Annotated in this window: 30 protein-coding genes; 29 read left to right on the forward strand and 1 reads right to left on the reverse strand. The window is 47.8% G+C overall.

Translation table 11 applies throughout. The annotated features are described in order from the left end of the window. The first annotated feature begins 29 nt into the window (after positions 1 to 29). The 29 genes from DW817_RS01310 (at position 30) to DW817_RS01455 (ending at position 23,560) form a co-directional block, all read left to right on the forward strand. The gene (locus DW817_RS01310) at positions 30 to 779 is read left to right on the forward strand and encodes a hypothetical protein (RefSeq protein WP_120110543.1); all 750 of its coding nucleotides are present in this window, start codon (positions 30 to 32) and stop codon (positions 777 to 779) included. A gap of 150 nt (positions 780 to 929) precedes the next feature. Beyond that, entirely contained in the window at positions 930 to 1,208 is a 279-nt protein-coding gene (locus DW817_RS01315; protein WP_120110546.1) for a hypothetical protein, read from the forward strand. 67 nt (positions 1,209 to 1,275) lie between these two features. Beyond that, entirely contained in the window at positions 1,276 to 1,746 is a 471-nt protein-coding gene (locus DW817_RS01320) for a phage terminase small subunit P27 family (RefSeq protein WP_120110550.1), read from the forward strand. Positions 1,747 to 1,782: 36 nt separating this feature from the next. Then, the gene (locus tag DW817_RS01325; RefSeq protein WP_207802095.1) at positions 1,783 to 3,342 is read left to right on the forward strand and encodes a terminase large subunit; all 1,560 of its coding nucleotides are present in this window, start codon (positions 1,783 to 1,785) and stop codon (positions 3,340 to 3,342) included. A gap of 96 nt (positions 3,343 to 3,438) precedes the next feature. After that, positions 3,439 to 4,695 (forward strand): phage portal protein, encoded by a 1,257-nt coding sequence (locus tag DW817_RS01330; protein ID WP_120110558.1) that lies wholly within the window; start codon positions 3,439 to 3,441, stop codon positions 4,693 to 4,695. Next, complete coding sequence (locus tag DW817_RS01335) at positions 4,685 to 5,401, forward strand: head maturation protease, ClpP-related (RefSeq protein ID WP_120110562.1); 717 nt, start codon at positions 4,685 to 4,687, stop codon at positions 5,399 to 5,401. Before DW817_RS01330 ends, DW817_RS01335 begins: the two co-directional genes overlap by 11 nt. Before the next feature lie 12 nt (positions 5,402 to 5,413). Beyond that, the gene (locus tag DW817_RS01340) at positions 5,414 to 6,604 is read left to right on the forward strand and encodes a phage major capsid protein (RefSeq protein WP_120110566.1); all 1,191 of its coding nucleotides are present in this window, start codon (positions 5,414 to 5,416) and stop codon (positions 6,602 to 6,604) included. Positions 6,605 to 6,607: 3 nt separating this feature from the next. Beyond that, complete coding sequence (locus tag DW817_RS01345) at positions 6,608 to 6,874, forward strand: head-tail connector protein (RefSeq protein ID WP_120110570.1); 267 nt, start codon at positions 6,608 to 6,610, stop codon at positions 6,872 to 6,874. Next, on the forward strand, positions 6,874 to 7,194 hold the full coding sequence (locus tag DW817_RS01350; protein WP_120110574.1) for a phage head closure protein: 321 nt from the start codon (positions 6,874 to 6,876) through the stop codon (positions 7,192 to 7,194). The genes DW817_RS01345 and DW817_RS01350 overlap by 1 nt, the downstream gene beginning before the upstream one ends. 2 nt (positions 7,195 to 7,196) lie before the next feature. Continuing rightward, positions 7,197 to 7,640, forward strand: a complete 444-nt coding sequence (locus DW817_RS01355; RefSeq protein ID WP_120110578.1) for an HK97 gp10 family phage protein — start codon at positions 7,197 to 7,199, stop codon at positions 7,638 to 7,640. A 2-nt stretch (positions 7,641 to 7,642) separates the two neighbouring features. Continuing rightward, positions 7,643 to 8,047, forward strand: coding sequence for a DUF3168 domain-containing protein (locus DW817_RS01360; RefSeq protein WP_120110582.1), 405 nt, complete (start codon positions 7,643 to 7,645; stop codon positions 8,045 to 8,047). A gap of 3 nt (positions 8,048 to 8,050) precedes the next feature. Then, entirely contained in the window at positions 8,051 to 8,548 is a 498-nt protein-coding gene (locus tag DW817_RS01365; protein WP_120110586.1) for a phage tail tube protein, read from the forward strand. Between the two features lie 21 nt (positions 8,549 to 8,569). Further along, on the forward strand, positions 8,570 to 8,932 hold the full coding sequence (locus DW817_RS01370; protein ID WP_120110590.1) for a hypothetical protein: 363 nt from the start codon (positions 8,570 to 8,572) through the stop codon (positions 8,930 to 8,932). Positions 8,933 to 9,000: 68 nt separating this feature from the next. Further along, positions 9,001 to 9,279, forward strand: a complete 279-nt coding sequence (locus DW817_RS10535) for a hypothetical protein (protein WP_133300523.1) — start codon at positions 9,001 to 9,003, stop codon at positions 9,277 to 9,279. Next, on the forward strand, positions 9,263 to 12,334 hold the full coding sequence (locus DW817_RS01375; protein ID WP_165851862.1) for a tape measure protein: 3,072 nt from the start codon (positions 9,263 to 9,265) through the stop codon (positions 12,332 to 12,334). The genes DW817_RS10535 and DW817_RS01375 overlap by 17 nt, the downstream gene beginning before the upstream one ends. 1 nt (position 12,335) lies before the next feature. Beyond that, positions 12,336 to 13,124: a phage tail domain-containing protein gene (locus DW817_RS01380; protein WP_243634033.1), complete on the forward strand. Its 789-nt coding sequence runs from the start codon at positions 12,336 to 12,338 to the stop codon at positions 13,122 to 13,124. Positions 13,125 to 13,213: 89 nt separating this feature from the next. Further along, entirely contained in the window at positions 13,214 to 14,461 is a 1,248-nt protein-coding gene (locus DW817_RS01385) for a hypothetical protein (RefSeq protein ID WP_120110598.1), read from the forward strand. Next, positions 14,461 to 15,096, forward strand: coding sequence for a hypothetical protein (locus DW817_RS01390; protein ID WP_243634034.1), 636 nt, complete (start codon positions 14,461 to 14,463; stop codon positions 15,094 to 15,096). Before DW817_RS01385 ends, DW817_RS01390 begins: the two co-directional genes overlap by 1 nt. Position 15,097: 1 nt before the next feature. Then, positions 15,098 to 15,433, forward strand: a complete 336-nt coding sequence (locus tag DW817_RS01395) for a hypothetical protein (protein WP_120110601.1) — start codon at positions 15,098 to 15,100, stop codon at positions 15,431 to 15,433. Continuing rightward, on the forward strand, positions 15,426 to 16,934 hold the full coding sequence (locus DW817_RS01400; protein ID WP_120110604.1) for a hypothetical protein: 1,509 nt from the start codon (positions 15,426 to 15,428) through the stop codon (positions 16,932 to 16,934). Before DW817_RS01395 ends, DW817_RS01400 begins: the two co-directional genes overlap by 8 nt. Beyond that, complete coding sequence (locus tag DW817_RS01405; RefSeq protein ID WP_120110608.1) at positions 16,931 to 18,034, forward strand: radical SAM/SPASM domain-containing protein; 1,104 nt, start codon at positions 16,931 to 16,933, stop codon at positions 18,032 to 18,034. The genes DW817_RS01400 and DW817_RS01405 overlap by 4 nt, the downstream gene beginning before the upstream one ends. 740 nt (positions 18,035 to 18,774) lie before the next feature. Further along, positions 18,775 to 19,179 (forward strand): hypothetical protein, encoded by a 405-nt coding sequence (locus tag DW817_RS01420; RefSeq protein ID WP_120110622.1) that lies wholly within the window; start codon positions 18,775 to 18,777, stop codon positions 19,177 to 19,179. Then, a complete protein-coding gene (locus DW817_RS01425; protein ID WP_243634035.1) occupies positions 19,176 to 20,018 on the forward strand; it encodes a hypothetical protein in 843 nt (280 codons plus the stop codon). Before DW817_RS01420 ends, DW817_RS01425 begins: the two co-directional genes overlap by 4 nt. Further along, on the forward strand, positions 20,011 to 21,072 hold the full coding sequence (locus DW817_RS01430; protein WP_243634036.1) for a radical SAM protein: 1,062 nt from the start codon (positions 20,011 to 20,013) through the stop codon (positions 21,070 to 21,072). The genes DW817_RS01425 and DW817_RS01430 overlap by 8 nt, the downstream gene beginning before the upstream one ends. Beyond that, complete coding sequence (locus DW817_RS01435; RefSeq protein WP_120110634.1) at positions 21,014 to 21,667, forward strand: hypothetical protein; 654 nt, start codon at positions 21,014 to 21,016, stop codon at positions 21,665 to 21,667. Before DW817_RS01430 ends, DW817_RS01435 begins: the two co-directional genes overlap by 59 nt. A gap of 15 nt (positions 21,668 to 21,682) precedes the next feature. Then, a complete protein-coding gene (locus DW817_RS01440) occupies positions 21,683 to 21,979 on the forward strand; it encodes a hypothetical protein (protein WP_120110638.1) in 297 nt (98 codons plus the stop codon). Then, positions 21,964 to 22,278 carry a hypothetical protein gene (locus tag DW817_RS01445; protein ID WP_120110642.1) on the forward strand — a complete coding sequence of 105 codons (315 nt, stop codon included), beginning with the start codon at positions 21,964 to 21,966 and terminating at the stop codon, positions 22,276 to 22,278. The genes DW817_RS01440 and DW817_RS01445 overlap by 16 nt, the downstream gene beginning before the upstream one ends. Continuing rightward, positions 22,278 to 22,847, forward strand: a complete 570-nt coding sequence (locus tag DW817_RS01450) for an N-acetylmuramoyl-L-alanine amidase (RefSeq protein WP_120110646.1) — start codon at positions 22,278 to 22,280, stop codon at positions 22,845 to 22,847. The genes DW817_RS01445 and DW817_RS01450 overlap by 1 nt, the downstream gene beginning before the upstream one ends. Before the next feature lie 290 nt (positions 22,848 to 23,137). Then, complete coding sequence (locus tag DW817_RS01455) at positions 23,138 to 23,560, forward strand: peptidase M24 (protein WP_243634037.1); 423 nt, start codon at positions 23,138 to 23,140, stop codon at positions 23,558 to 23,560. 79 nt (positions 23,561 to 23,639) lie between these two features. Here the strand turns inward: DW817_RS01455 and DW817_RS01460 are convergent. Next, positions 23,640 to 24,365 (reverse strand): transposase (locus DW817_RS01460; protein ID WP_165851864.1); only part of this gene is annotated, 726 nt, incomplete at its 5' end.

Here is a 24,365-nt window from a genome sequence, read left to right on the forward strand (position 1 = left end):
TACTACCAAATTATAGGAGGACAAACATAATGGAAATTCAAACGAGCCTTGATAATCGAAAGCAACTGGTAAAAATCTTGGAGGAATTCAATGGAGAACCCTTGGTCTACACCGGGACCCCATCCTTTACCTATGAGGGTACGGGATTCAGGATTCTGAGGGACGGAACGATTGACTGCTATGATGAGAGCATCCTGCCCGCTCTTGAAAAATTCCTGCAGGAAGAGGAAATCCTTTCACCGGAAGCCAATACAATCAAACTTGAAATCCCCGTCCAAAGTCAGGATGGCAAAGGCCTCATGAATCTCGTATTCATGCTGTATGCCCAGCAGTATCTACTGAATCGGGTGATGGCACCTGATGCGATTATTATTCCGGAAGCTTTCGTTGAAGCACTCAAGGAGAAGGCTATCAATACTGTTGATGATTTCTTGGATGTTTGTAAGACCCATTCTGACGGCATCAAGGGTGTTTCCTTTACGGAAGATAAAGTACTCTTCCGATTTTCCTTTAAAGGACGCAGTGAGAAAGTTCGGGGCATCATTGAAATGCTGGGACTGGCTTTCCAGTCTGCTAAGAAATCAAAATGCATCAGCCTAAGAAAAAAGGAGCCTGAAAACGAGAAATACTATATGCGTATGTGGCTCCTTCGGATTGGCATGGGGGAGAAAAGATACCACGAATCCCGCATGGAACTCTTGAAGGGCCTAAAGGGATACAGTGCATTTCCTAACGAAGAAAAAGCACAACTCCATGCTGAAAAAATAGCCCAAAGATAGCATAAATAATTGTGCAGATTTTCAATAAAAATTAAAAATAAATTCATAAATATTTAGATATTCGCTTGCTATTATGTGCCTTTAGAGTGATATATATACATGCAAAAGGGGAACACCCAAATTAAAGCACACGAAAGCGAGGAAACAAAAATGAAAAAAGCAACTTTGAAGAAACTGGTGGAAGCCTACGGACTCTCGGAAAAAACAACCTCCGAAAAGCTCGATGTGCGTTGGGAGCATGTCATGGAATACGGAGACAAGGTCATTATGGCAGGGTATTTTTACAACGTTGGAAACTGCTGGTTTGCGGCATCTTACAGATACACCACCGAGGATCATACCTGCGAAGGGGAAATCAAGCCGGTTGCAGTCAGCGAAGAAAGATTCGAAGATGCTGGCCATGCCATTGAATGGGCCATGAAACACTAAAACAAGAAAAAACGGAGGAGCCGCCGAGCGGCTCCTTTTTGCTATAAATCAGAGGAGGTGAGTGCTATTGGCGATTCGAGGAAGAAAGCCGAAACCGACAGCACTCAAAGTGTTGGAAGGAAATCCAGGGCATCGGCCCCTGAATAAAAGGGAACCCATGCCAAAAGGGCGCCTGCCCAGATGCCCTGACTGGCTGGAGGAAGATGCAAAGAAAGAATGGAAACGGCTCGGAAAAATCCTTGCTGAAATGGGGATGCTGACGAATCTCGATATGATGGCTTTTGCTGGTTATTGCCAGGCGTATGCCCGCTGGAAGGGTGCTGAAGAATTTATTACAAAGCATGGCGATATGGTTCGAACGCCAAATGGATATCTCCAACAAGTTCCACAGGTATCCATCGCTCAAACAAATCTAAAAATCATGCTGAAGTTCTGTGAGCAGTTTGGCCTGACCCCATCTGCCAGAAGTCGCATGATTGATGATTCGATTGAGAGCGAGGGGGCTGTTGATGAGATGGAACGGATTCTGGGAGGGTAATGAATTTTGGAATTTGTATATAAACCGTCGCCTTTCATGCTGCCGACTTCTCATTACGATAAAGCGAAAGCAGACAGGGCCGTTGCCTTTATCGAGAACCTATGCCATACAAAGGGAAAATGGGCAGGGAACCCCTTCTTCCTGCTTCCCTGGCAGGAACAGATTGTCAGGGACCTATTCGGTATCGTAAAAGCAGATGGAAACAGACAGTTTTTGACGGCCTATATAGAAATCCCAAAAAAGAATGGCAAGAGTGAACTTGCAGCGGCAATCGCCCTGTATCTGCTCTATGCAGATAACGAGCCCAGCGCAGAAGTTTATGGGGCGGCATGTGACCGTAACCAGGCGTCAATCGTATTTGACGTGGCAAAGCAAATGGTGGAAATGAGCCCAGCTCTTTCAAGAAGATCCAAGATTCGAACAGCCGGAAAACGAATCATCAATTATCGAAATGCCGGATTCTACCAGGTTCTTTCTGCTGAAACCGGAACCAAACATGGCCTTAATGTATCGGGCCTTGTGTTCGATGAAATCCATGCTCAGCCAAATCGCCACCTATATGACGTCTTGACAAAAGGCTCCGGGGACGCACGGGAACAGCCGCTCTTTTTTATTATCACGACTGCCGGCACTGACAAGAACAGCATCTGCTATGAGCTTCATACGAAGGCCCTCGACCTTATGGCGGGGAGAAAAAAGGATTCTGCCTTTTATCCCGTTGTGTTCGGGCTTGAGAACCAGGATGACTGGACGAAAGAGGACAACTGGTACAAAGCAAATCCCTCCCTTGGGTACACTATCCAAATCGATCGGGTGCGGGAAGCCTACCGGAATGCCCTTGAAAATCCGGCAGAAGAGAATGTCTTTAAACAGCTGCGCCTCAATATCTGGACGTCAGCTGCTGTTCGGTGGATTTCAGAGCAGGTGTATGACAAGGGGAATGCGGCTATAGATAAGGAACTTTTAAGAGGCAGGCGCTGCTATGGTGGGCTTGATTTATCGAGCACATCGGACATCACCGCCTTATCCCTTGTTTTTCCGCCTCGAACAGAAACAGAAAAGTACATCGTCCTTCCGTATTTCTGGCTTCCTGAAGAGACGCTGGCACTTCGCTGCCGCCGAGATCATGTGCTTTATGACGTCTGGGGACAGCAGGGATTTATAAATACGACGGAGGGCAATGTCATCCATTATGGTTTTATCGAGCAGTTTATTGAAAAGCTCGGCATGGAGTATGACATAGCTGAAATCGCCTATGACAGGTGGAATGCCACACAAATGGTTCAGAACCTTGAAGGGATGGGTTTTACCATGATTCCCTTCGGTCAGGGGTTTAAGGATATGTCGCCTCCGTCAAAGGAGCTGTTTAAACTACTTATGGAGGGAAACTTCATTCACGGCGGGAACCCCGTCCTTAAATGGATGGCGGGGAACGTGGTGATGCGGCAGGATCCGGCGGGAAACATCAAGCCGGACAAGGAAAAATCTGTCGAAAAGATTGACGGGATCGTTGCTACGATCATGGCCCTTGACCGGTCCATACGCCACGGGTCAAGTGGCAGCATCTATGATGAACGAGGCGTTCTTTCATTTTGAATAGAAACGGGAAATCCGGCATCTGCTGGGTTTCCCGTTTTTCGTAGCTGCCTGAAATGGCGACATCATTTGCGATAAAAAATCAGGAGGTAATTTATGAGGATTCCATTTTTATCAAAGCTCTTTCGAACAAGGGACAAGCCGAAAGACTGGTATTCCGGCACAGATTTTAGGTACCTGTTCGGGCCTACGACAAGCGGAAAAGCCGTCAATGAATTCACGGCCATGCAGACAACTGCCGTTTACGCTTGCGTACGGATTTTGTCGGAAACCTTGGCTGCCCTTCCGCTTCAGCTTTATCGCTACACGGATAAGGGAAAGGAACGGGTCTATCGGCACTCGCTTTACCGGCTGCTTCACGACGAACCCAATCCTGAAATGACTTCATTCATTTTCAGGGAGACTTTGATGAGCCATCTGCTCATCTGGGGAAATGCCTATGCCCAAATCATCCGGGATGCCCTGGGACGAATCATTGCGCTGTATCCTCTGCGTCCGGACCGGATGTCAGTCTATCGAGATGAACAGGGAAACATCCGGTATGTCTATACAAAAGTAAATGACGAAAATCCCCATATAAAGCCCTATGGTCAGGTTTCCCTTGACCGGAAAGATGTCCTTCATATTCCGGGCCTTGGTTTTGATGGCCTTGTTGGTTATTCGCCGATTGCAATGGCGAGAAATGCCGTAGGCATGACGCTTGCTTGTGAGGAATACGGAGCTTCGTTTTTCGCAAATGGGGCAAACCCCAGCGGCGTGCTGGAGCATCCGGGCATCCTGAAAGACCCGGCAAGGGTCAGGGATTCCTGGAATGCCGTCTATCAAGGAAGCGGAAATGCACACAAAGTAGCCGTCCTTGAAGAAGGCATGAAATACCAGCAGATTGGAATTCCACCAGAAGAGGCCCAGTTCCTTGAAACGAGAAAATTTCAGCTCAATGAAATCGCAAGGCTCTACCGGATTCCGCCTCACATGATTGGGGACTTGGAAAAAAGCTCCTTCAACAATATCGAGCAGCAATCCATGGAATTTGTGAAATACACGCTTGACCCTTGGGTCATCCGGTGGGAGCAGGCTATGCAAAAGGCGCTCTTTCTGCCCGGGGAAAAGGAGGAATATTTCCTCAAGTTCAATGTAAATGGATTGTTAAGAGGCGATTACGAGAGCCGTATGAAAGGCTACAGCATTGGACGTCAGAATGGCTGGCTGTCAGCAAATGATATCCGGGAAATGGAGGACATGAATCCAGTTCCCGATGAGGAGGGCGGGAATCTTTATCTTGTAAATGGAAGCATGACAAAACTTAAGGACGCTGGCTTGTTTGCTAACAAAGGAGGTACGAATGAACCGTAAATTTTGGAACTGGGTAAAAAACTCGGTTCCTGACGAATTTGGAAACACGAGGACCTTGTACCTTGATGGGCAAATTTCGGAGGAAACGTGGTGGGGCGACGAAGTCACACCAGAAGCCTTCCGGAAAGAGCTCTTTGAGGACAGCGGGGATATCACGCTGTGGATCAACAGTCCTGGGGGCGATTGCTTTGCTGCCGCCCAAATCTACAACATGCTGATGGAATATCCCGGCAAGATCACGGTCAAGATTGATGGGCTTGCTGCATCAGCGGCTTCGGTTATTGCAATGGCGGGGAGCCGTGTTTGTATGTCTCCTGTTGCAATCCTCATGATCCATAATCCAGCAACGGTGGCCATGGGGGATACGGAGGCCATGAAAAAGGCCATTGGTATGCTTAATGAAGTCAAGGAAAGCATCATCAATGCCTATGAACTGAAAAGCGGTATGGACCGGGCGAAGATTTCCAAGATGATGGATTCCGAGACCTGGCTCAATGCCAAAAAAGCGGTGGAGCTTGGCTTTGCCGATGAAGTCCTGTATGGAGAGGCTTCTGTGCCGGAAGGGTCGCGAGCCATGCTCTATACGCCAATTACCGTCACAAATTCTTTTGTCCACAAACTGGAACCGAAGAAAACCTCTGAGGGCCGGGTTAAGAAAACTCTCGCCAGCGATTTGGAACATCGGCTGGCTCTTCTCATTCATTAAGGAGGAATTCGAATGGATACGATTTTAGAATTAAGAGAAAAGCGTAAAAACATCTGGGAATCTGCTAAGGCATTTCTGGATACGGTCCGTGATGAAAATGGGCTGGTTTCTGCCGAGAACACAGAGCGTTATGAAAAAATGGAAAATGATGTTGTACAGCTTGGCAAGGAAATCGAACGGCTTGAACGGCAGCAGGCAATGGATGCCATCCTGTCCAAACCGACTTCCCAACCAATCATCGAGCAGCCCGGCAATGGTACGCAGATTGAAAAACTCAAAGGCCGCGCTTCCCAAGCCTATGCGCAGGCGTTTTGGAACAGCATCCGTCATAAGGGCTTCATCGATGTGCAGAATGCACTGAGCGTCGGTACAGATTCTGATGGTGGGTATCTGGTTCCTGAGGAATATGAAAAGACGCTTGTCGATAAGCTTCAGGAAGAAAACTTCTTCCGTAAATTAGGTACGGTCATCCACACCAGCGGGGACCGAAAGATTCCTGTTGTGACCGGCCATGGGGAAGCCTCCTGGATGGAAGAAAATGGCCTGTACCCTGATAGCCAGGATACGTTTGGTCAGCAGTCCATTGGCGCGTACAAACTTGGCACGGCAATCAGGGTTTCTGAAGAACTTCTGAACGACAGTGCCTTTGACGTTGAAACCTACATTGCAAACGAATTTGCGCGTCGTATCGGAACGAAGGAAGAAGAAGCCTTCCTCATTGGTGATGGCAAGAGCAAGCCTACCGGCGTCTTTGGCTCTGCAGAACTTGGCGTGACGGCAGGAATGACGTCCATTACGTTTGATGACGTCATTGATCTCTATCATTCCCTGCGCACTCCGTACCGCAAAAAGGCCGCTTGGATCCTGAACGATTCTACGGTAAAGACCCTGCGCAAACTCAAGGACAACAACGGGAACTATATCTGGCAGCCTTCTGTTACGGTGGGAACACCTGATACCATCCTGAACCGTCCCTGCTACAGCTCTTCCTTTGCCCCTGAACTTGCAGCGGGCAAACGACCGCTTATCTTCGGTGACTTTAGCTACTACTGGATTGCCGACCGGGAATACCGCTCCTTTAAACGCTTGAATGAGCTTTACGCTGCAAACGGTCAGATTGGGTTCCTTGCAAGTCAGCGTGTGGACGGTCTCCTGATGCTGAAGGAATCTGTCAAGGCACTGGAAGTAAAAGCGAAGGGATAAACCATGTATGTGACACTTGAAGAAGCAAAGGAATATCTGCGTATCGATCATGACGCAGAAGATGAGACTGTATCCTATCTGCTTGCTTCTGCCGAAAGGCTGTGTCTTGATGTACTGCGAAATGAGAATCCTCCAAAGACCGAGACGCTTCGCATGGGGATTCTCTTTTCCGTAGCCTATTTTTATGAGCACAGGGAGGAGGCCAATTATCGGGAATTGGTTCTCATCCTGCGCTCCTTGCTTTTCGGTGAGCGAAAGGAATTGTTCTGATGAAAATAGGAAAGCTGGATAAACGGATAGAGCTTTTCAAACCCGTCAGTTCCGAAGATGGGTATGGTGGCCTGAGCACAGACTATGAAAGCGCAGGATTTATCTGGGCACAGGTTGTACAGACAAATTATGCAGAGCAGCAGGCCCAGGGAACACCAATGAACAGGGAACAGCTCAGACTTAGAATCAGACCGCACAAGGAAATAAAAAGAGGATGGCGTCTTTCCCTTTTGGGGGAAATCTTCGAAGTCGAGACTGTAGATAATACGTTTCGGGATATGACCACACTCATCATTCATCGTTTCGAGCAGGGGGTGTAAGGATGCCCTTTTTTACCGTAAAGGTTACCTCTGGTGAACTTGGAAAGACCCTCCGGGAAATCTCGGCCTGGGATGGGAAGTCGCGGCTTAAGGTCGAAACAGTGCTTCGTAAAGGAACCACTGAAATCGCTCGTGAAGCTCGGCAAAGAGCACCAAAGAGAACGGGCACTCTTCGGAAATCCATCAAACAAAGGTTTTCTGCAATGCGGCTGGAAGGACAAGTGTTTAGTGAGCTTCCATACGCCCATTTGGTGGAATTTGGAAGCAGGGCGCATACTGTTCGCCCAAAGAAAAAAAAAGCTCTGCATTTTTTCAAGGAGCAAGCTGTCTTTGCTAAAAAAGTGAGGATTCCTGCACGGGCAGGAAAGCCTTTTCTAAAACCCTCCTATGATTACGTGGAGCCTTCCATTATTGATCGAGTAAAGAAAGCCATGAAGGAACCATAACCATGAAGAGACTTCCAAACAATGCGCTTACAAAAGCGCTGATTCAATTTCTGCGGGAGCATACAAAGCTGCCCGTGTACGATTTTGTCCCTCAAGAAGCAAAGCTCCCGTTCATTACGCTTGGAGCAACCACGGTGCAGGATAAATCTTCCAAGACGGAAGATATGACTCATCTTTCCGTCCATATTCATATTTACAGTAACTACAAGGGTCGCTTTGAAATCAATAACCTGGCAGAAAGACTGATCAACCTTCTGGGAGCCAACCAGATTGACCTCTCAGCAGACGAGTTTTACGTGAATGCCCAGGGTGTTGATTTTTACGAAACCTATCCTGAAGATGAGACGGGATATAGTGGCGTGATTACTTTTGAACTGCTCATCCAAAATATCCATAAGGAGGAATAGTGTATGGCAACGACAACTTTTCCTAGCCGCAGTGATGTATCCAATACCGCAACGGCAGGTAAGGATTATCTGATCTATCTCAATGCCGGCGAATCTGATGTGAACCCTACTTGGCTGCTCCTTGGCGGCCAGAGAAGCGGGGACCTTACGAGACAGGCCGATGAAATCGATGCAAGCAGCAAAACCACAAGTGGATGGAAATCCACCATTCCAGGGCTGCGAAACTGGTCCATCGACTTGGAATCCGTCTATCTTGCTGGAGATAAAGGCGCTCGCTTCCTAGAGGCATCCTTCTTTGCCGGAAAGCAAGTACACATCAAATTCGAATACCCGGATAAGAGCTATGTGACGGGCTGGGGTTCTGTGACGGAATGCAGTCTTTCCACACCTCATGACGATGTCGCTACTCTTTCTGGCACAATTTCCGGCGACGGCCCATTGAGCGAACTTAAAAAGTCTGATGGGGCGAGTGCTGCCGCAGCAAGTACCAGCGGCAAGTAAAAGCAAGGAGGAATTTGGTAAATGAAGAAGATTGATTTTGAAGTATTCGGCCCCGGTCAGTACCTTTATTTTGACATCGGGCGCCTGATCCAGGTGGAAAGCCTGACCGGTAAGAGTGCCGGAGACATCATCAAGAACCAGGACCTTAATCTGGGCATCCTGACAGCACTTCTTTCTATTGGTCTTCGCCACCACGGAATCAAAAATCCTCAGTGGTATGCCACCAAGATGCAGGAGCTGATTGATGAAGGACATGAGCTTGATGAATTTACGCAGCCTGTAGTAAAGGCTATTGCAGGCTCTGGAATTCTAGGCAAAGAGGTGTATTATGCCGTCTTTCCGGAAGAAGCACCAGCCGGCGAAAAAACAAAAACAAAAAACTGATGGCGGGGCAGCGGGCTGTCCCGTCTTTTCATGAATGGCTGAAATGGGCAGAAGAGGTGGCATATGGAATGCTTGAGCTTCTGCCCACCCAGTTTTATACGCTTTCACCCATGGAACTTGATCGCATGGTTGAGTGTCGTTTTAAGTCAGAGCAGCGGAAGCGGTGGGAAAAAGCCTACTGGATTGCCTGCCTGATGAGCGTTCATACAAAGAAGCCTGTACGAACAGAGAAATTGATGCGTCCATTTATTCCAAAGAAAACAGCTGCCCAGATGACTGCCGAAAGGGATGCCTTCTTCGAGGAATTCAAACAGAAAGGAGCTGAAGAGCATGGCGACAATCGCTGACCTTCTTGTCAAGATCGGGGCAGATACGTCCGATCTAAAAAAAGAACTGAATGCAACCAAGCGTCAGATTAAAAGCGCCTTTGGCCCCGAGGCCTTGGATATCTCGAAGAAGTCCCTTGCTGTGTTAGGAGGAATCGGTGCAGGGCTTATTGCCCTTGGAGCAGCTTCCGTAAAGGCCGGGGCGGGGCTTCAAAGTACCAAAACGGCCTTTGCCAATATGCTGGGAAGCGCGGAAAAGGCACAGCAGTTCTTAGCAGAGATGCAGGCATTTGCCGCGAAAACGCCTTTTGAATTCAATCAGGTATCCCAGGCAGCCCAGAAGTTCATTGCCTTTGGCTTTTCTGTTGAACAGGTCATCCCGACCTTGACTGCAGTTGGGGATGCGGCAGCCGGCGTAGGGCTGGGAGCTGACGGCATCAACCGTATCACGCTTGCTTTGGGACAGATGGCTGCAAAATCCAAGGTGCAGGCCGGCGAAATGATGCAGCTTACGGAAACGGGCATCCCGGCTTGGAAGATGCTGGCTGAGGAGATTGGCGTTTCCGTACCGGAAGCGATGTCAATGGTGTCTAAAGGCGCCATTGATGCCGCAACGGGGATTTCCGCACTTGTGAACGGAATGGAACAAAGCTTCGGCGGCATGATGGATCAGCAAAGCCAGACCATCAGCGGGACCTGGTCCACGCTCATGGATGGAATCGAACAATCCGCGGCTCAGGTGGGGATGCGCATTGCAGAAGCCCTTAATATCACCGGTATCTTCCAGTATTTTGGGGATATGCTGACAAACTTTGCGGCGACGGTACAGGCATCCGGTATTAAAGAAGCGCTTCTTACGGCGATTCCACCGGAATTTCAGCTTGGCATCCTGCTCATTGTGACAACTCTTGTTGGCCTTGCCATTCCTGCTATCGGGCTTTTTGTGACAAAGCTCGCCATGATTGCGGCACCCTTTATTGCCGCTGTTGCAGCGGCTTCTCCGTTTATTGCAGCGGCGCTTGCTGCCGTGACGGCCCTTTATGCACTATGGAAAAGCGGCATCACGGTTCAGGACACGTTGGGGGCCATGGGCATCAAAATGGAAAGTGTAACGAAGACCATTGATTCCCTTCGGGAAATGGTGGGTACGGCGGCTCAATATATTAGTGCAAGCCTCAAGGCTTTGTCTCCTCTTTTTACCCTCGTTGGGGCTGTGATGGCGGCTGCTTTTTATGCGTCGCTTCAGATTATCGGGGTTGTTGTAAATGGCATCCTTAGCTTCATTTCAACGCTCAGCGCTTGCGTGACGTGGATCCTGGACGGCTTCACCTGGCTTGTTTCTGGAATCGAATCTTGCACGGATGAAATTGGAAGTATCCTCTCAGATATGGCAGAGAGCATTCTGCCGTCCTGGGCATCGAGTGCGCTATCCACCATCGCAAACTTCGTAAGTTCTGCAATCAGCTGGCTGACTAATATAATCCAGAAAATCGTCGACACCAATCAGGCGCTTGGTGCAGTCGGAGGAGAGGAAGCAGGTGGGGAAAGCGGGGGAAGCCCAGCTAAAAGAGAATTCAAGCTTCCTGATTTCAGTAACCTTAAAGGCAGTGAAGCACCGGCCATTCCAGCTGGCGGCGGAGGTGCTGCTGGCGGTGGAGGCGGGGGAATGAAAGGCGCCGATCAGCTTGCTAATTCAGCCGCTCAAACCAGTAAAAGTATTGAAGAAGAATGGTTCCGCACCTTTCAGACAAAAAGCGCTCTTGTTGATCGCTGGTACAAAGAAGAAGTCGATGAACTTGAAAAGTCTAAAACGGCAAATGAAAACTATGAGCGAGATAAACAGCGCCTCACTGAACTTTATGCACAGAAGCGGCTCGATGCGTTAAGCCAGGAACAAGCTAAGGAACGGGAGCTTATCAATAAGGCCCGTGACCTTTCCTTTGATTCCATGACTGCCAACTTTACCCTATATGGCAACAAACAGGAACAGGAAATTGCCAAGATGCAGTCTGATATGGAAAAGGCCATGGCATCGATTGAAGATAAGTACGCTAAAATCTCTCAAGACTTCATCAGCCTAACCAATGCTGAAAAAGCGGTATTCCTGAATGCCCTGAAGGAAAAAGGCATCGCTTTTGAGCAACATGGAGTCAATGAAATCTCCTTTGCCCAACAGGTGAACCTTGAAAAGGCCGCCGCCTATAAGAGTGCCCTTGATGAACAAAATGCCTATTATGCCCAGGGTAAGGATATCCAGACGGCCATTGATGAGGCGTACAATCAAAACTCTCTTGCTATGCTTCAGGAAACCCTGACTGCGGAGATGGCGCTTCGACAAAGCAACATCGATGCGGAAAAGGCCCTCATGGATACTTACCAGGAAGCCTATATGAATGCCCACATGGGAACCCTCGAACTTATCGCGGATCTTACCAGTACGGCATTAAGCGGTCTTGAGACAGCCTTTACGGATATCCTCATGGGTGCCAAAAGTGCAAAAGACGCCTTCCAGGATTTGGGAAAGGCCATGCTCAAGGCCATTGCCAACTACTTTTCCCAGATGCTTTCGGGTATGCTGGTTACTGCTCTTTTTGGGGATAAGCTCAATGCAGCAAGTGCAGCAAAAACCGTAGCCCAAGGTACAACGGCGGCAGGAGCCTTGGCTCCAGCAGCCTGGCTGAAACTTGTTATTGATCCTTCAGCCGGCCCTGTTGCAACAAGTTTGCTATCAAGCGGAACGGCGGGCTCTATCGGCATCGGTATGGCGGCTGCGGCAACAAGCAGTGCCGCCAGTGTAGGAAAAGGGGGAGAAGCTCCTCACTACGCAAAGGGCGGCTATTTTACAAGGCCCCTTATCGGTGTTCTTGGTGATGCCGGGGACGAGGTGGCCCTCCCGCTTAACCAGGCTGTGTTTGACAGCATCGCGGAAGGCATCACAAGTTCCAGTGAAACGACGGAAAACAAAGAAATGAACACGACGTTCAATAACTATGGTGATATCAACAATGCCGCCGATCTAAACGATTTGATGGACGGCTTTACAGATGCTGTGCTTTCGGGATTGAGAGGTGCTTAGGATGATGTTTCCAAAAAGGAAAACAGGAGAGACGGGCCTTACCATTACCAAAAACGGGGTGGAATATAAACTGCCCGCTTCCTGGAGCCTAACTGACAGTGGAAGCTATACGTTCCGCAGCAAACTCCAGTCCCGAGCTTTTTCCCACGGCAGTGATGCCGTAGGTGACGGTAAGATAGACGGACGAACGATTCAGGTGGAATTTTCCATGTCCGGTCTAACTGAGCAGGAGCATGACGAAGTCCTGAACGAGGCCTATACCTTTTTCAGCCAAACGGATTACTCCCTCAGGGCAGGACGGGATGACCGAGTTTATCACGTGGCCTGCCTTTCAAAAATAAAACATAAATTTGAGAAGGGCTTTAAACAGCGGTGGAGCATCATCACCATTTCCCTGCTTCTTTCAGATCCCTTTCGCTATGAGGCCCAGGAATCCAAAGTGGTCTTTACCTTTCCGCAGGCGACCGTCCAGGCCGAAATGGTTCTGCATAATCTTGGCAGCGTTGACACACCGCTTACCTTCCGCTTCATCCCTGCGGACCGCATGACGAATGTTACTGTGTGGCATCAAGAAGCGAAGGAAAAGTTCACCTTGGCAGACGCCCTTCTTGTTGCTCCTAAAATCTCGATTGTAAATGGTAAGGAAGGAACAGTCTGGAGAGGCGAGGATAACAGCATCAATGCTTTTACGGGAACTTTCCTCCATGCTAAACCGGGAGGCAATCTCTTTCTTTATACAGGTGGGGCTGGAACCGTTGAAATAACCTATACCAATCGGTGGTTCATTTAAGTGTGTGAAATCGGGCCTCCTGTAGCGGCAGGAGCCTTTTTTATATGATAAACGGCAGACCTCGAGGTCTGCTTTTCTAGGTGGTGAAAATGAGTAATTTCATTTTTAAACGCGGTATGTACGGCAGATGGATCTTTGCCGGGCCTATCGGCGGCAGAGACGGAAAAGGGGACCGGGGAAAGGTTCATGAGTATTACCCAGGACAATTTGTCGTTTACGCCTATAAGAAGGACGGAACGAGAACGGCCATCTTCGGAGGCGGCAGTGAAGCCAATTCCCTGAATGAGTTGAGCTTTGAAATTACAAATACCGGCTGCGGTCAGTGCCAGCTTTCTTTTTACAGACGGCCGGATAATACGCAGCTTGACTATATGCAGCGCATCGATATCCATCTTTATGGGGATCAGAAACCTTGGTACAGCGGCTACATCATCAGCCAACCTATTGAAGGCACGACAGAAACGAAGTTCGTCTACAAAGGGTATGGCTTCTATAATCGCCTGGATAATGTGATGCTCTGGAAAACCTGCGAAAAGATGGATGTGGGCGATATTGTGCGTGATATTGCGCGGCAAGTGGAACGGCAGACCCTTCAGGTTGTCTATAACGATAGCAAGATTCAATCGGTCGGCTACAGTCCCACGAAACTTGTCTTTGACGGAGTAACCGTAAAAGAGGCCCTTAAAACCCTGGCAGACTTTGCCGTGGATTACGTGTACGGCGTAGATGAATTCCGCTGCCTTTATTTCAGAAGACGGGATGCTTCCGTGAACGAAGAGGCACGCCTTACCGTAGGAAAACACCTTGCTTCCTACACGCCTTCCTGGGATGTGTCAAAGCTCGTAAACTGGGCACGGATCAAAGGCGGGAATATAGACGAACAAGGCGAGCAGTGGCTCTGCATAGTAGAAGATAAGGATAGCCAGGGAACCTATGGCGTGCATCAAAAGGTGTGGAATTTGCCTGAAGCCTATAATACGGCTGATGCCCAGCGGTGGGGCATTAACCAAATTCGTCAGTACAAAGCCCCTTTGAAATCCGCCAAGGTAAGCGGCATCAACCTTGAATACCCGTATCCTGATGGCACCTTCAATGTGCGGCATATGTCGACGGAGGGCCTTGCAGAGATTCGGAGGCTCGATGGTAAGACGGATACCTATCCAATCAAAAAGATAAAATACACGGTTTCAGGATCCAGTGGCATCAAAACTGAAATGGAACTTGGGGAACCTCAGTTCTCGGTTGACCGGTATCTTTCTGACATCGAAAGACGGTCAAAAGATATTGAGCAATCCCAGTCTTCTGCAATCAAGCAATGGAAGGGAGGAAAAGGATAATGGCCATTCATGACTATCGATTTGACCCGTTTGAAAACACATTCAACATCAAGAAAATCTTTGATGAGACGCATACAATTCCTAATAACAGCCCCTACACAATCCGTCTTTCTGAGGTGCCTCAGAAAACCTCTCCGACGACCGTTCAGATTAAATTCCAAGACGGTACAATGCTTACCGAGGTTTCGGAGGAACCGACACAGGGACAGTACTGGCCGGATTACCTTACAACAGAACACGGAATCGAAGGGTGGAATACGGGAACCATCAAGTTCTCGGCAGCCGATGCTGGAAAAGTTGTGAAGGTGACCTATAACGGAATGGGAACGCTGACAGATGACCGGCTGGTTGATCAAGTCGAAATTTCTGTCACGTCTAGCACCCAGCCCGACAGGGAAGCTATCGTTATGCGTGTCGCCTCTTGGGATAACACAACATATTCAGGGCCTGTAAAACATGACTTTGAAAAGGAAGTGGGGCATTTAAAGACTCACCGGGGCATACCCGCAGGTACCTATTCCCTGCGTAGGATTTTGCAGGAACTGGTGAATCGTTCCCATACGCAGGAATATACAAGATCCATCATTCGGACCAACTGCAATTGCGACTGCTCGGACGATTCAGGAGGAAATTAAGATGCTTCTCATTGATGAAAATAAAAATATCCAGGTTTCTCAATACGATACTTTTTCCATTCGTTTCCGATTTAGTAACTACAAACTTACGAATGCAGATAAGGTGGTCTTTGCGATTAAGAAAACTACCAATTCTACAGAAGTTGTCTACTCTGACACCTTTTACAATCCGGACAATAATTTCGTCGACGTGGTGGTTCCGAAAGGAGCACTTGATGCCCTGGAACCTGGTTCATACATTTATGACCTTGCCATCATCAACGATCAGACAGAGCAGATTCTGACCTGCTTTTTTACGAAATCTTTCATTATCAAGGGGGTGGCGCACAATGTCTGACAAAGCGAAAACCGCCAATGTGGAAGTGACGCTCGAAGTAAGAAACAACAGTGAAGTCGAGATGGCAGGTATCGTTGACGGCTATGCCGCAGACCAGGCTAGGGCCTATAAGGAAGAAGCCGGGCTTTATGCTGCCGATGCCCTAAACAGCAAGAATATGGCAGAGGCGTGGGCTGCAAGTGATGGGGCGCCAGCTGGCGAAGGATCGCGTTCTTCTAAAACCTGGGCCGATACGGCAAGACAATGGGCCGAAAGTGAAGGAGCGCCGGATGGCATCTCAGAGGCCCGGTCAGCGAAAAGTTGGTGCCAAACGGCGCAAGCCTGGGCCGAAAGTGCTGAGGAGCCAGATGAAATCCGGGGCAGCCACTCAGCAAAAACGTGGGCAGAAGAAGCCAGGGTGAGTGCTGGTAAGGCCTTTGAGTCCGCAAGTGCCTCCCAGATTAGCGCCAAGGCATCAGCTGATAGCGCTGAAGCGGCAGGGAAAGAAAACAGTGCGGCCCAGAATGCAGCTACCCTGGCGAAACAGAGTGCTGATGCGGCCAGCGAAAAACTGGCGCAGATGCAGGCCGATCTTAACTTAAAGGCCAATGTAAATAACGCATTTCTTACTGGGACGCCTTCTGCTCCGACACCAACGGGAACGGCCCAGGAGACACAGATTACCAATGTGGCCTATGTAAAACAGAAAATCGCGGAACTGGTTAACGGCTCGGAGGCTTCTCTCGATACGCTGAAAGAACTGGCAAACGCCCTTGGCAATAATCCACACTTTGCGACAACGGTCATGGAGGCAATCGGGAAAAAGCTGGATGCGACCGCAACAGCGCAGGCTGCCATTAAGGACGAGGCTGGAAACAACATCAAGGAAACCTATGCCACAAAGGCTGAACTTTCTGGTCAGGCTGGTGTTTTGTCCGTAGTTGCCACAACGGGAAGCTACAGTGACCTTCTCGATAAACCTGCCATTCCGTCAGCAACCTCTCAGATTGAAAATGATAGCCGCTTTGTTTCTACCGATTCTGACGGAAATCTCGTCCTTTCAGGGACGATTACGGCAGCGAAAGTTTATAACGCTGTCTATAACGACTACGCAGAATTCTTTCCTCGCGGCGGTGATTCCCAGCGTGGGGATATCATCGCCCTTGATGAATCCGTTTCTTATGAAAGATATGTCAGGGCTACGGAGAATTCCAGGTGTGTTGTTGGCGTTCATACAGAGGAATTTGCCCAGATCATAGGCGGGAAATCCCTTGAACCATCCGATGATATCCTAAAGGAAAATCTTCCAAACTATATCCCGATTGCCCTTGCGGGAAGGGTTCATGTAAGGATGTACGGAAAGGCGGAAAAGGGCGGCTGGGTCATCCCCAGTGAAATGCCTGGTGTCGGTCGCATGGCCATGGATGGGGAGGACATCTCTCAATCAGTAGGGCAGATTGTAAAAGCAGATGCTGCGCAAAACGTAAGGCTTGTAAAAATTTTGGTAAGGAGCGGAAGATGAAATATTTTAGAAGAACCGTGAATACGGTATTTATCATGCTGGGAAATTCGTGCAATATGAATTGCGCTTACTGTCTCCAGCACCCTCTCGTTCATGAACCCTTGGCGGCACAAATAAACCCTGAAATCTACGACTTCCTTGAAGAGCTTTCAGTGGAAAGCCTGCAGCCAATTCACCTGCAATTTTACGGTGGAGAGCCGCTTCTTTACTTTGATGCGATTAAAGAAGTCGTTCTGGAAATGGAAAAACGAAAACTCGAGATGACCTTGGGTGTCATCTCAAATGGAAGAGCACTGACGGACGAAATGGTCCGTTTTTTTAATTCCCACCATTTCTCCGTATGCATCTCGTGGGATGGGTCTCATGTGAAGGAAACCCGGGGCTATGACGTGTTTTCAAATCCTGAAACAAGAGAGCGGATTCTTGCCATCGAGCAGCTTTGTTTATCCGGTGTCATTTCGGCAAAGGCCTATCCTAAAGAAATCCTTGATGCGTTCCAGGAAATCTCAAATGAATACAACGAAATCCATGGCTATCAAGTTGCCATCAATCTCGATGAGATCATGGATACGGGCCTTCCTGACAGAACGCTCCTTGAAATTGACTATAAGAGGGTGGAGCAGGAAATTAGGGAGATGACCCTGTGTTTTCTTGAACATCTGGACAAGACTGTTCTTCCGCAGGAGTATACCAAGTTTGGCTATATCAGCCAACTGTTTGGCGCTTTGAAGCATTTCTATTTGGACTGTGACGGAAAGTGGGAGAGCAGCACTGTGCAGTGTGGAAACGGGCTCAGCACATTGAATCTTGACCTTGCGGGAAACCTGTACCCCTGCCATAACACGTCCTGCAAGGCAGGGACGATTCATGATGGGTACTTTGCCTATCTGCAGAAAATCCTTTCTGGGGATCACACCCGGGAATACCGAAAGGGATGCCTTTCCTGTCCTGCGCTTTTTTTCTGCAAAGGGGGCTGTAAGCTCGTCGGGAAAAAGGCTCGTGAAGAAACGTACTGCAAGCTGAAACAAGCGGTCTTTACTCCGGTTGTTTTGACAGTCCAGGAGTATGGGCAGGCGATATTGGAGAAACATCATGGCTAACAACGGAACAATCGAAAAGACGGTTTTTACCGATGGGGCAGGGCTTTCAGGTGAAGATGAGGTTCTTGTTAAAGCTATCCACGTATCGGAGCTTCAGGAAGCGCTCAGAAAACTGAATGACTACGTCCAAAATGTCGATAATTGTGGGAACTGCGCATTCTGCCAGGTTTGCCAGAGATGTCAGACCTGCCAGAAATGCCAAAGCAGTAAGTGCCAGTCCATATCCTGCCAATCTTGTCAGAGCATCAAACAGTGCAGCCATAGAAACTGCAAATGCCAGACCAGAGGGCAGTGTGACTGCAATTGCAATTGCAGGAGTGACTGCGACTGTTCAGATGATTCCTGAAACAGCTGGGTGGTGATCAGATGGCATATAAAAATGAGATAGTAATGGAAAAGGACGTCGCTGATATCCAAACCGGGCTGGAGGAACTCTCGAAGAAAAGCAAGGTGGAGGTTGAGCTATCATCTTGTGATTTCACAAAGATTCACAAAATCAATGTAGCGACCTTGACTCTTGCAATCCATCATCTTGAGGAAAGTTTCTCAAATAACTGTTGCCAGGCTAACTGCTGCCAAACCTGTCAAACCTGTCAGGGGTGCCAGAAGTGCCAAACCTGTCAAGGTTGCCAGACCTGCCAGAAATGTCAGGGATGCCAGACGTGTCAGAAATGCCAGTATTACATGATGGTAAACTGCAACTGCGATTGTAGTGATGATAACTAAGAAAGGAGTCCATTATGGTTATTGTAAAAGGTCTTGTCCTTACGGCTGAAGGGCCAATCCCAGTGGAAAAACTTGAAGTGGGGATGCTCGTCATTGACCGGGGCCATCGGGCAAGAAAGCTCACAAAGATTGAAAAGGTGCATCTCCATCAGACCCTTCACTTTGAAAGAAATAAAAATCTCGTCGTGGCCGGCAACAGTGTGCTTTTTACTGTCACGGGAATGAGAAGCGCCATCACGTTAAAGAACGTGAAGAAGGCCAAGGAGGGGCGAATTCAGATGCTCCTTGATGCAAATAAGCTTCAGGACGATACCATGAAAATCAAAAAAGAAGAAGCTACCGGCTATCGGCTTTTCATTGAGGGCGGCAGTGATGTCATGGTAAATGGATATAACGTTACCGACAGGGAGGTGGAATGATGCTTAAGATTTTGTATAATGAAGAATCCAACGCAGATCATGTAGTTCATTTGACCATCAGAGGAAACTACTGCAAGGCTGAATGCACAAGCGCTATCGATGGCCTGAAAGGCATAGATGCAATCGAAAGCATGAGACCCTATAGTTCCTATACGCTGACGGAAAGCAATGGCACAATCAAATCTTTTCGTCGTCCCATGCAATCTGACTACAGGTGGCTTGACCTTAACCGCCTTGGAGTTTCTGTAAAACTCGACTTTGGAATCCTGACCCAGCTTTATGGAAACCATACAATCCTCAGCGTAGATACGGGTGTGATTGCAGATGGTGAGCGGGATATCATCGTAAGGCTGTTCAACGGGAAAAAGGAAAATTTGACGGTTGAAGCCGATCAGGAATTTGAGCTTGTTCCTTTTAGCAGCGAAGCCCTGATACTGGGAGACCATCCTCGCATGAAACTTTGGGACAGCTACGCACTCCAGTCAAATGACCGTGAACTTATGGCGAACCGGAAAGGATTCCTGGTGGCAGGGGATTCCGGTGACCCCTTTGTGCCAGAAGAAGGCCATGACTACATTGACTTTACCATTCAAAAGTACAAGGGAGACTTTTCGACCGGAGAAAAGCTGACCCGTGAAATTGATGACGAGGAGGTTCTCGTTGAATCCTCTGCAGGCATTGTGAACAATAGGCGAGTGAAGCTTGACCATGGTGTAGGTCATTTTCATCTTTACCCGCTTGGGTATGCCGGGGCTTTAAAAATTAAGCTTGGTCGAAAGTGGTATGAGGTATGGAATGACTATTTTATCTATATCGGGAGCCAAGACGAAAATGAATAAAATCAGGCGTAAAAATCTGGTTAATCAGCTTAATTTGCAGGAAAAGAGAAAGGTGACAATCTATCTTGGCAGCAAGTGCAATCTTTCATGTGCTTATTGTCATCGGGAACCTTCAGGAGATGAAAGTAGTATCTCTCCAGAGTTTCTGAAGGAACTTCAGGAGAATCCACCGATGGAAGTCAAGTTTATGGGCGGAGAACCCTTGCTCTACGTGAATGAAATCAAGAAAGTGGTAGAGGCGCTTCCTAATGCCAGATTTTCCATCAGCACAAACGGAATGGGTATTGAGAAGCATCTGGATTATTTCAGGAAGCACGATTTTCTAATTTGCATAAGCTATGACGGGGCTGAAAAGGATCTCAGAGGTTTTGACCCTTTCACGGCCCTTTTTGATTACCCCAATCTGGCGGTGTCGACAACGCTTTATCATGGCAACACAGATCTCGATTCCATCCTGAAAAAGTTCAGGGAAAAAGAAAAAATTATTGGACGCAGACTTTCCCTATTCCCGCATCTTATCCATGTGACGAACGAGGAAAACCGGAAGTTTGCTCTGACGGAGGAGGACTACGATTCCATCTTTTCTCAATACAAAACCTGTGTCAGACGATACCTTTCGAGCTACTTGCGTTTTGGAATCGAGGACCTACGCTACCAGGGGATTTTTATGATGCTGGTAAGAAGGCTGGATGCCCATTATTCGTATGGCGAGACCTACTGCAGCAATGCGCTGCTCGAAAAGCGAGATTGGAAGGGCAGGCGCTATCCCTGCCTTTATATCAGGCAGGATGAACTGGGGGAGGACTGGCTTCAAAAACAGCAGGCCCTCATTGATGACATCTGTCCAGGCTGCAGGAATTGCCCTGTTTATGATATGTGCGGTAGTGCCTGCATCGTAAGCAAAAAACATTCTTTGGAGTGCGCCTTTTATAAAAAACTCTACGCTTGGTTCAAACAGGAGCATAAGAACTTTCTTGAGGAAGTGAAGAACAGCTATGAATTCCATCTTCATCTTTACGAACGCAATCCATCAAGCGGACTGGATCCGATTTGACCTGGAAGGCGATTTCTTGACTTTTTGGTGCAACTCCCAGAAGGTGGCCTTTGACCTCCGGGCTTTGCAGACGGGTTCTTCAACGGTCATCTTGAAGAACCCACGAACCGGCAGCGTCTATCCTCTTTTTAATTACAGGGAAATCCTTCAGATGGTGGATATGGAGCCACAGGAGTTTCTGCAATCTCTTCAGATAAACGCTTATGTGCAGATTGATAAATCAGGGGATGATACGTTTATCAAAGTGTTTCTGCCTGTAGAGCAGGACGAGCTTGAAAGCAGGACCCATAATTTTTCAAAGTTCCCTCATGTGACTATGGCTGACCTTCACAAACTGGACCGGCTCTTTAGCTGGAGCATCAGCAAAATTGATTTCAATATTTGCCGGGGAAGAATAGAGGGAACGCTGTATTTCAACTGTTCTTCCTTCTGGAAGGAACCTGTCTTCGTAAATCATGCAGGTCAATCCCAGGAGCTGAAGCAGGGAAAGAATTTCTTTTCCTTTTCATGGAGTCCAACAGAAGATCTCTACTGCGGGGCTATAAAGGGGCGGTATAAAGGTCGAGCGCTCCATGTTGTCCGACACTATCCATAAGGAGGAAATAATCTCATGATGGTAAATGCTTACACATTCATCAATGCTGTCATCAGCGTTCTTGCTGTTTTTGGGTGCTGGCTCATCCTGCGTCCCCAGAAAATTGAGAACATGGCGCTGCATAAAAGCATTGATAACAACACGAAAGCCCTGGAAGATTTGACGGGCCTCATCAACGAAATGCGGGTGGCACAGGCGGGAATCGAAACAAACATCGATAACCTCTGGCACCGTTACAAGGATTTGAAAGATGAAGTTGACAAGCTGAACAATCATATCGGAATGGGGAATCCGCCATGTTTGAAAAAATAAGGAACGGATTCTTTAAAGAGCTCGCCAATGCCAAGACAAGGCTTATGCAGTTCCAGCAGCCCATCAAATACTTGATTCTTGGCTATCTCGCGATTGTGTTCATCTTTGTGGTTTCATACTATGGATTCTGGTTTTACCTGAGTATTACTGAAAAAATTCAACTGCCTGATCTCCTTGCGATGATCAAGGAACTTGTGGGGCCGGCAATGGTGGGGTTCATCTCCTTCATTGCCGGCTGTTTTGTTGACCTGAACGGGAATGGCATTCCCGACACTTTTGAAAAGGGGGAAAAGAAATAATGAAAGTTTTTATTAACCCAGGCCATGACCTGGAGTATGACAGTGGCGCCGTTCATCGTGACGATGCGGGAAACGTTGATCTTCGTGAATGCGATGTGGCCGCCGATATTGGAGAACGGGTAAAGGGCTATCTTGAAGCCGCAGGCTGTGAAGTGAAGATGCTCCAGTCTGACAATCTTTGCCATGATAGTGATTACTATGACCGTCCTGTTGCCGTGTGTGATGAAGCCAATGACTGGTCTGCTGATATTTTCGTCAGCCTCCATTGCAATGCGGCAAACACTCAGGCAAGAGGAACCGAAACCTGGTGCTATTCCGATTTTGGACAAGGTGCTCTGCTTGCCGAGAAGATCCAAGACCAAATTGTAAAAAGTGTACCCACCATCGACAGAGGCGTTAAGGTAAATCCAGGACTTATGGTGCTCAAACATACGGATATGCCATCCGTCCTTGTTGAAACCGCCTTTATTGATAACGATGTGGATGCGCAGCTTCTTGTAGAAAAAAGCGATCAAATTGCGGCGGCAATCGCAAGAGGCGTGACGGATTATTTTTGTGCGCAGAGGTAAATTTGGATGGAAACGCTAAAGTATATCCTGGAATCCCTGAAATTGGATGATTCCTTTCTTTTGGGGCTGGTTTTGGGAGTAATTCTGAGAGAAGCCCTCATTTCTTTACTTCTCTAAAAAAATACACCCTAGGATCCTTTGAGAATAGTTTTCTCTAAAAGCACGACACTTGAGCCGTGTAAAACAAAAATGCCGTTAAAATCGGATTTTGTGGGTTATGGGAGCATTTTGAAATTTTGACGAATTGAAGAGAAAGAAGGTGGCGATTATTGAGGAAAAACGCTTGTATCTTGCTTATCTTATTGGCGCTGTTCTCGTTCTTACCTTCGGTTTCCTATGCTTCCGAATCCTATGTCATCGCGGAAGCGGAACTGATCCAACTCGAGAACAACTTAGACAGATTGAAAGCCATCAACAACAGGTTACAAAAGGAATCCAATCTGCAGAAGAAACGAATGACGGAATTGGAGACGCAATTGACCGAGGCGCAGAACGAATTGAAAAAAGCAAAGGAACAATCCAATCTGCTAAGGAGTCAATTGAAAGAACTGGAGATGACCTCGACGAGGCAGGAAGAATCATTGAAGAATGCCAACGCATACTTAGAAATGTGCGAGAAAGAAAACAATAGAACAAAGCGTAGATTAAAGGCGCAGCGCAATATGGCTTATACACTTAGCGCGGCACTCATCTACGCATATATACGGAAATAACTAAAGCCATGGCGCGGAAATTTGAATTCCTGCCATGGCTTATTTTGGTTCTTTGTCAAATTTTGGGGTGCTAAAGTGTCTATGCACTCCTGGAGAGGACATGCACTGAGGACAGTGCGAGTCCTTTTTCGTTGCGTGTGTTAATGTACAAAATCCTATTACGAAAGCGCTCAAAATTGCAGGGATAGATAAGAGCACTCTTGATCTCTTCGTCCCAGTAGGTAAAGGACTTAACCAGAGAGTTCATTTCCGGTAAATCAGCGCTTTTTACCAGGTCTATCCATGTTGAAAGTGCTAAAGAAATGTTGGCATTATCTTTGAATCGAAGCACCTTGGAAAATGCGTATGTTAGTGCGTAAGCACATCTTAGACGAGGAGAACAGTGAAGGATCCCCTCCCGCTTTATAAGCTCTTCTTCGGTTAATTTCTCATATGGTTTCGTTAAGATTGTCTTGTTGGACTTAACCATTCGGCTATGGTGACAAAGGCGCTTTTGCTCTGCCTTGTAAGCGCGCTCCATGGCCCATTGGACTAAGCGGATCATATGAAAACGGTCTGCCACGATGTGCGCCTTAGGGAAGATCGTTTTTATGACTGAACGAAACTGCATAGACATGTCCATTGTGACAAATTCTACTTTTCGTCGTTCACTCATTGGGAATTGATAGAAATACTGGAGCAGAGCCGGTGTGGTTCGTGCCGGAAGAACGTCCAGTATACGCTTGTTTTCAGAGTCAGTGATGATGACTTGGTACTTCTGACCCGCGGCATTTCCTTTACATTCATCGATGGAAAGCACGCGGGG

It is taken from the genome of Acidaminococcus sp. AM33-14BH (genome assembly GCF_003603525.1).
Lineage (GTDB): Bacteria > Bacillota > Negativicutes > Acidaminococcales > Acidaminococcaceae > Acidaminococcus > Acidaminococcus intestini.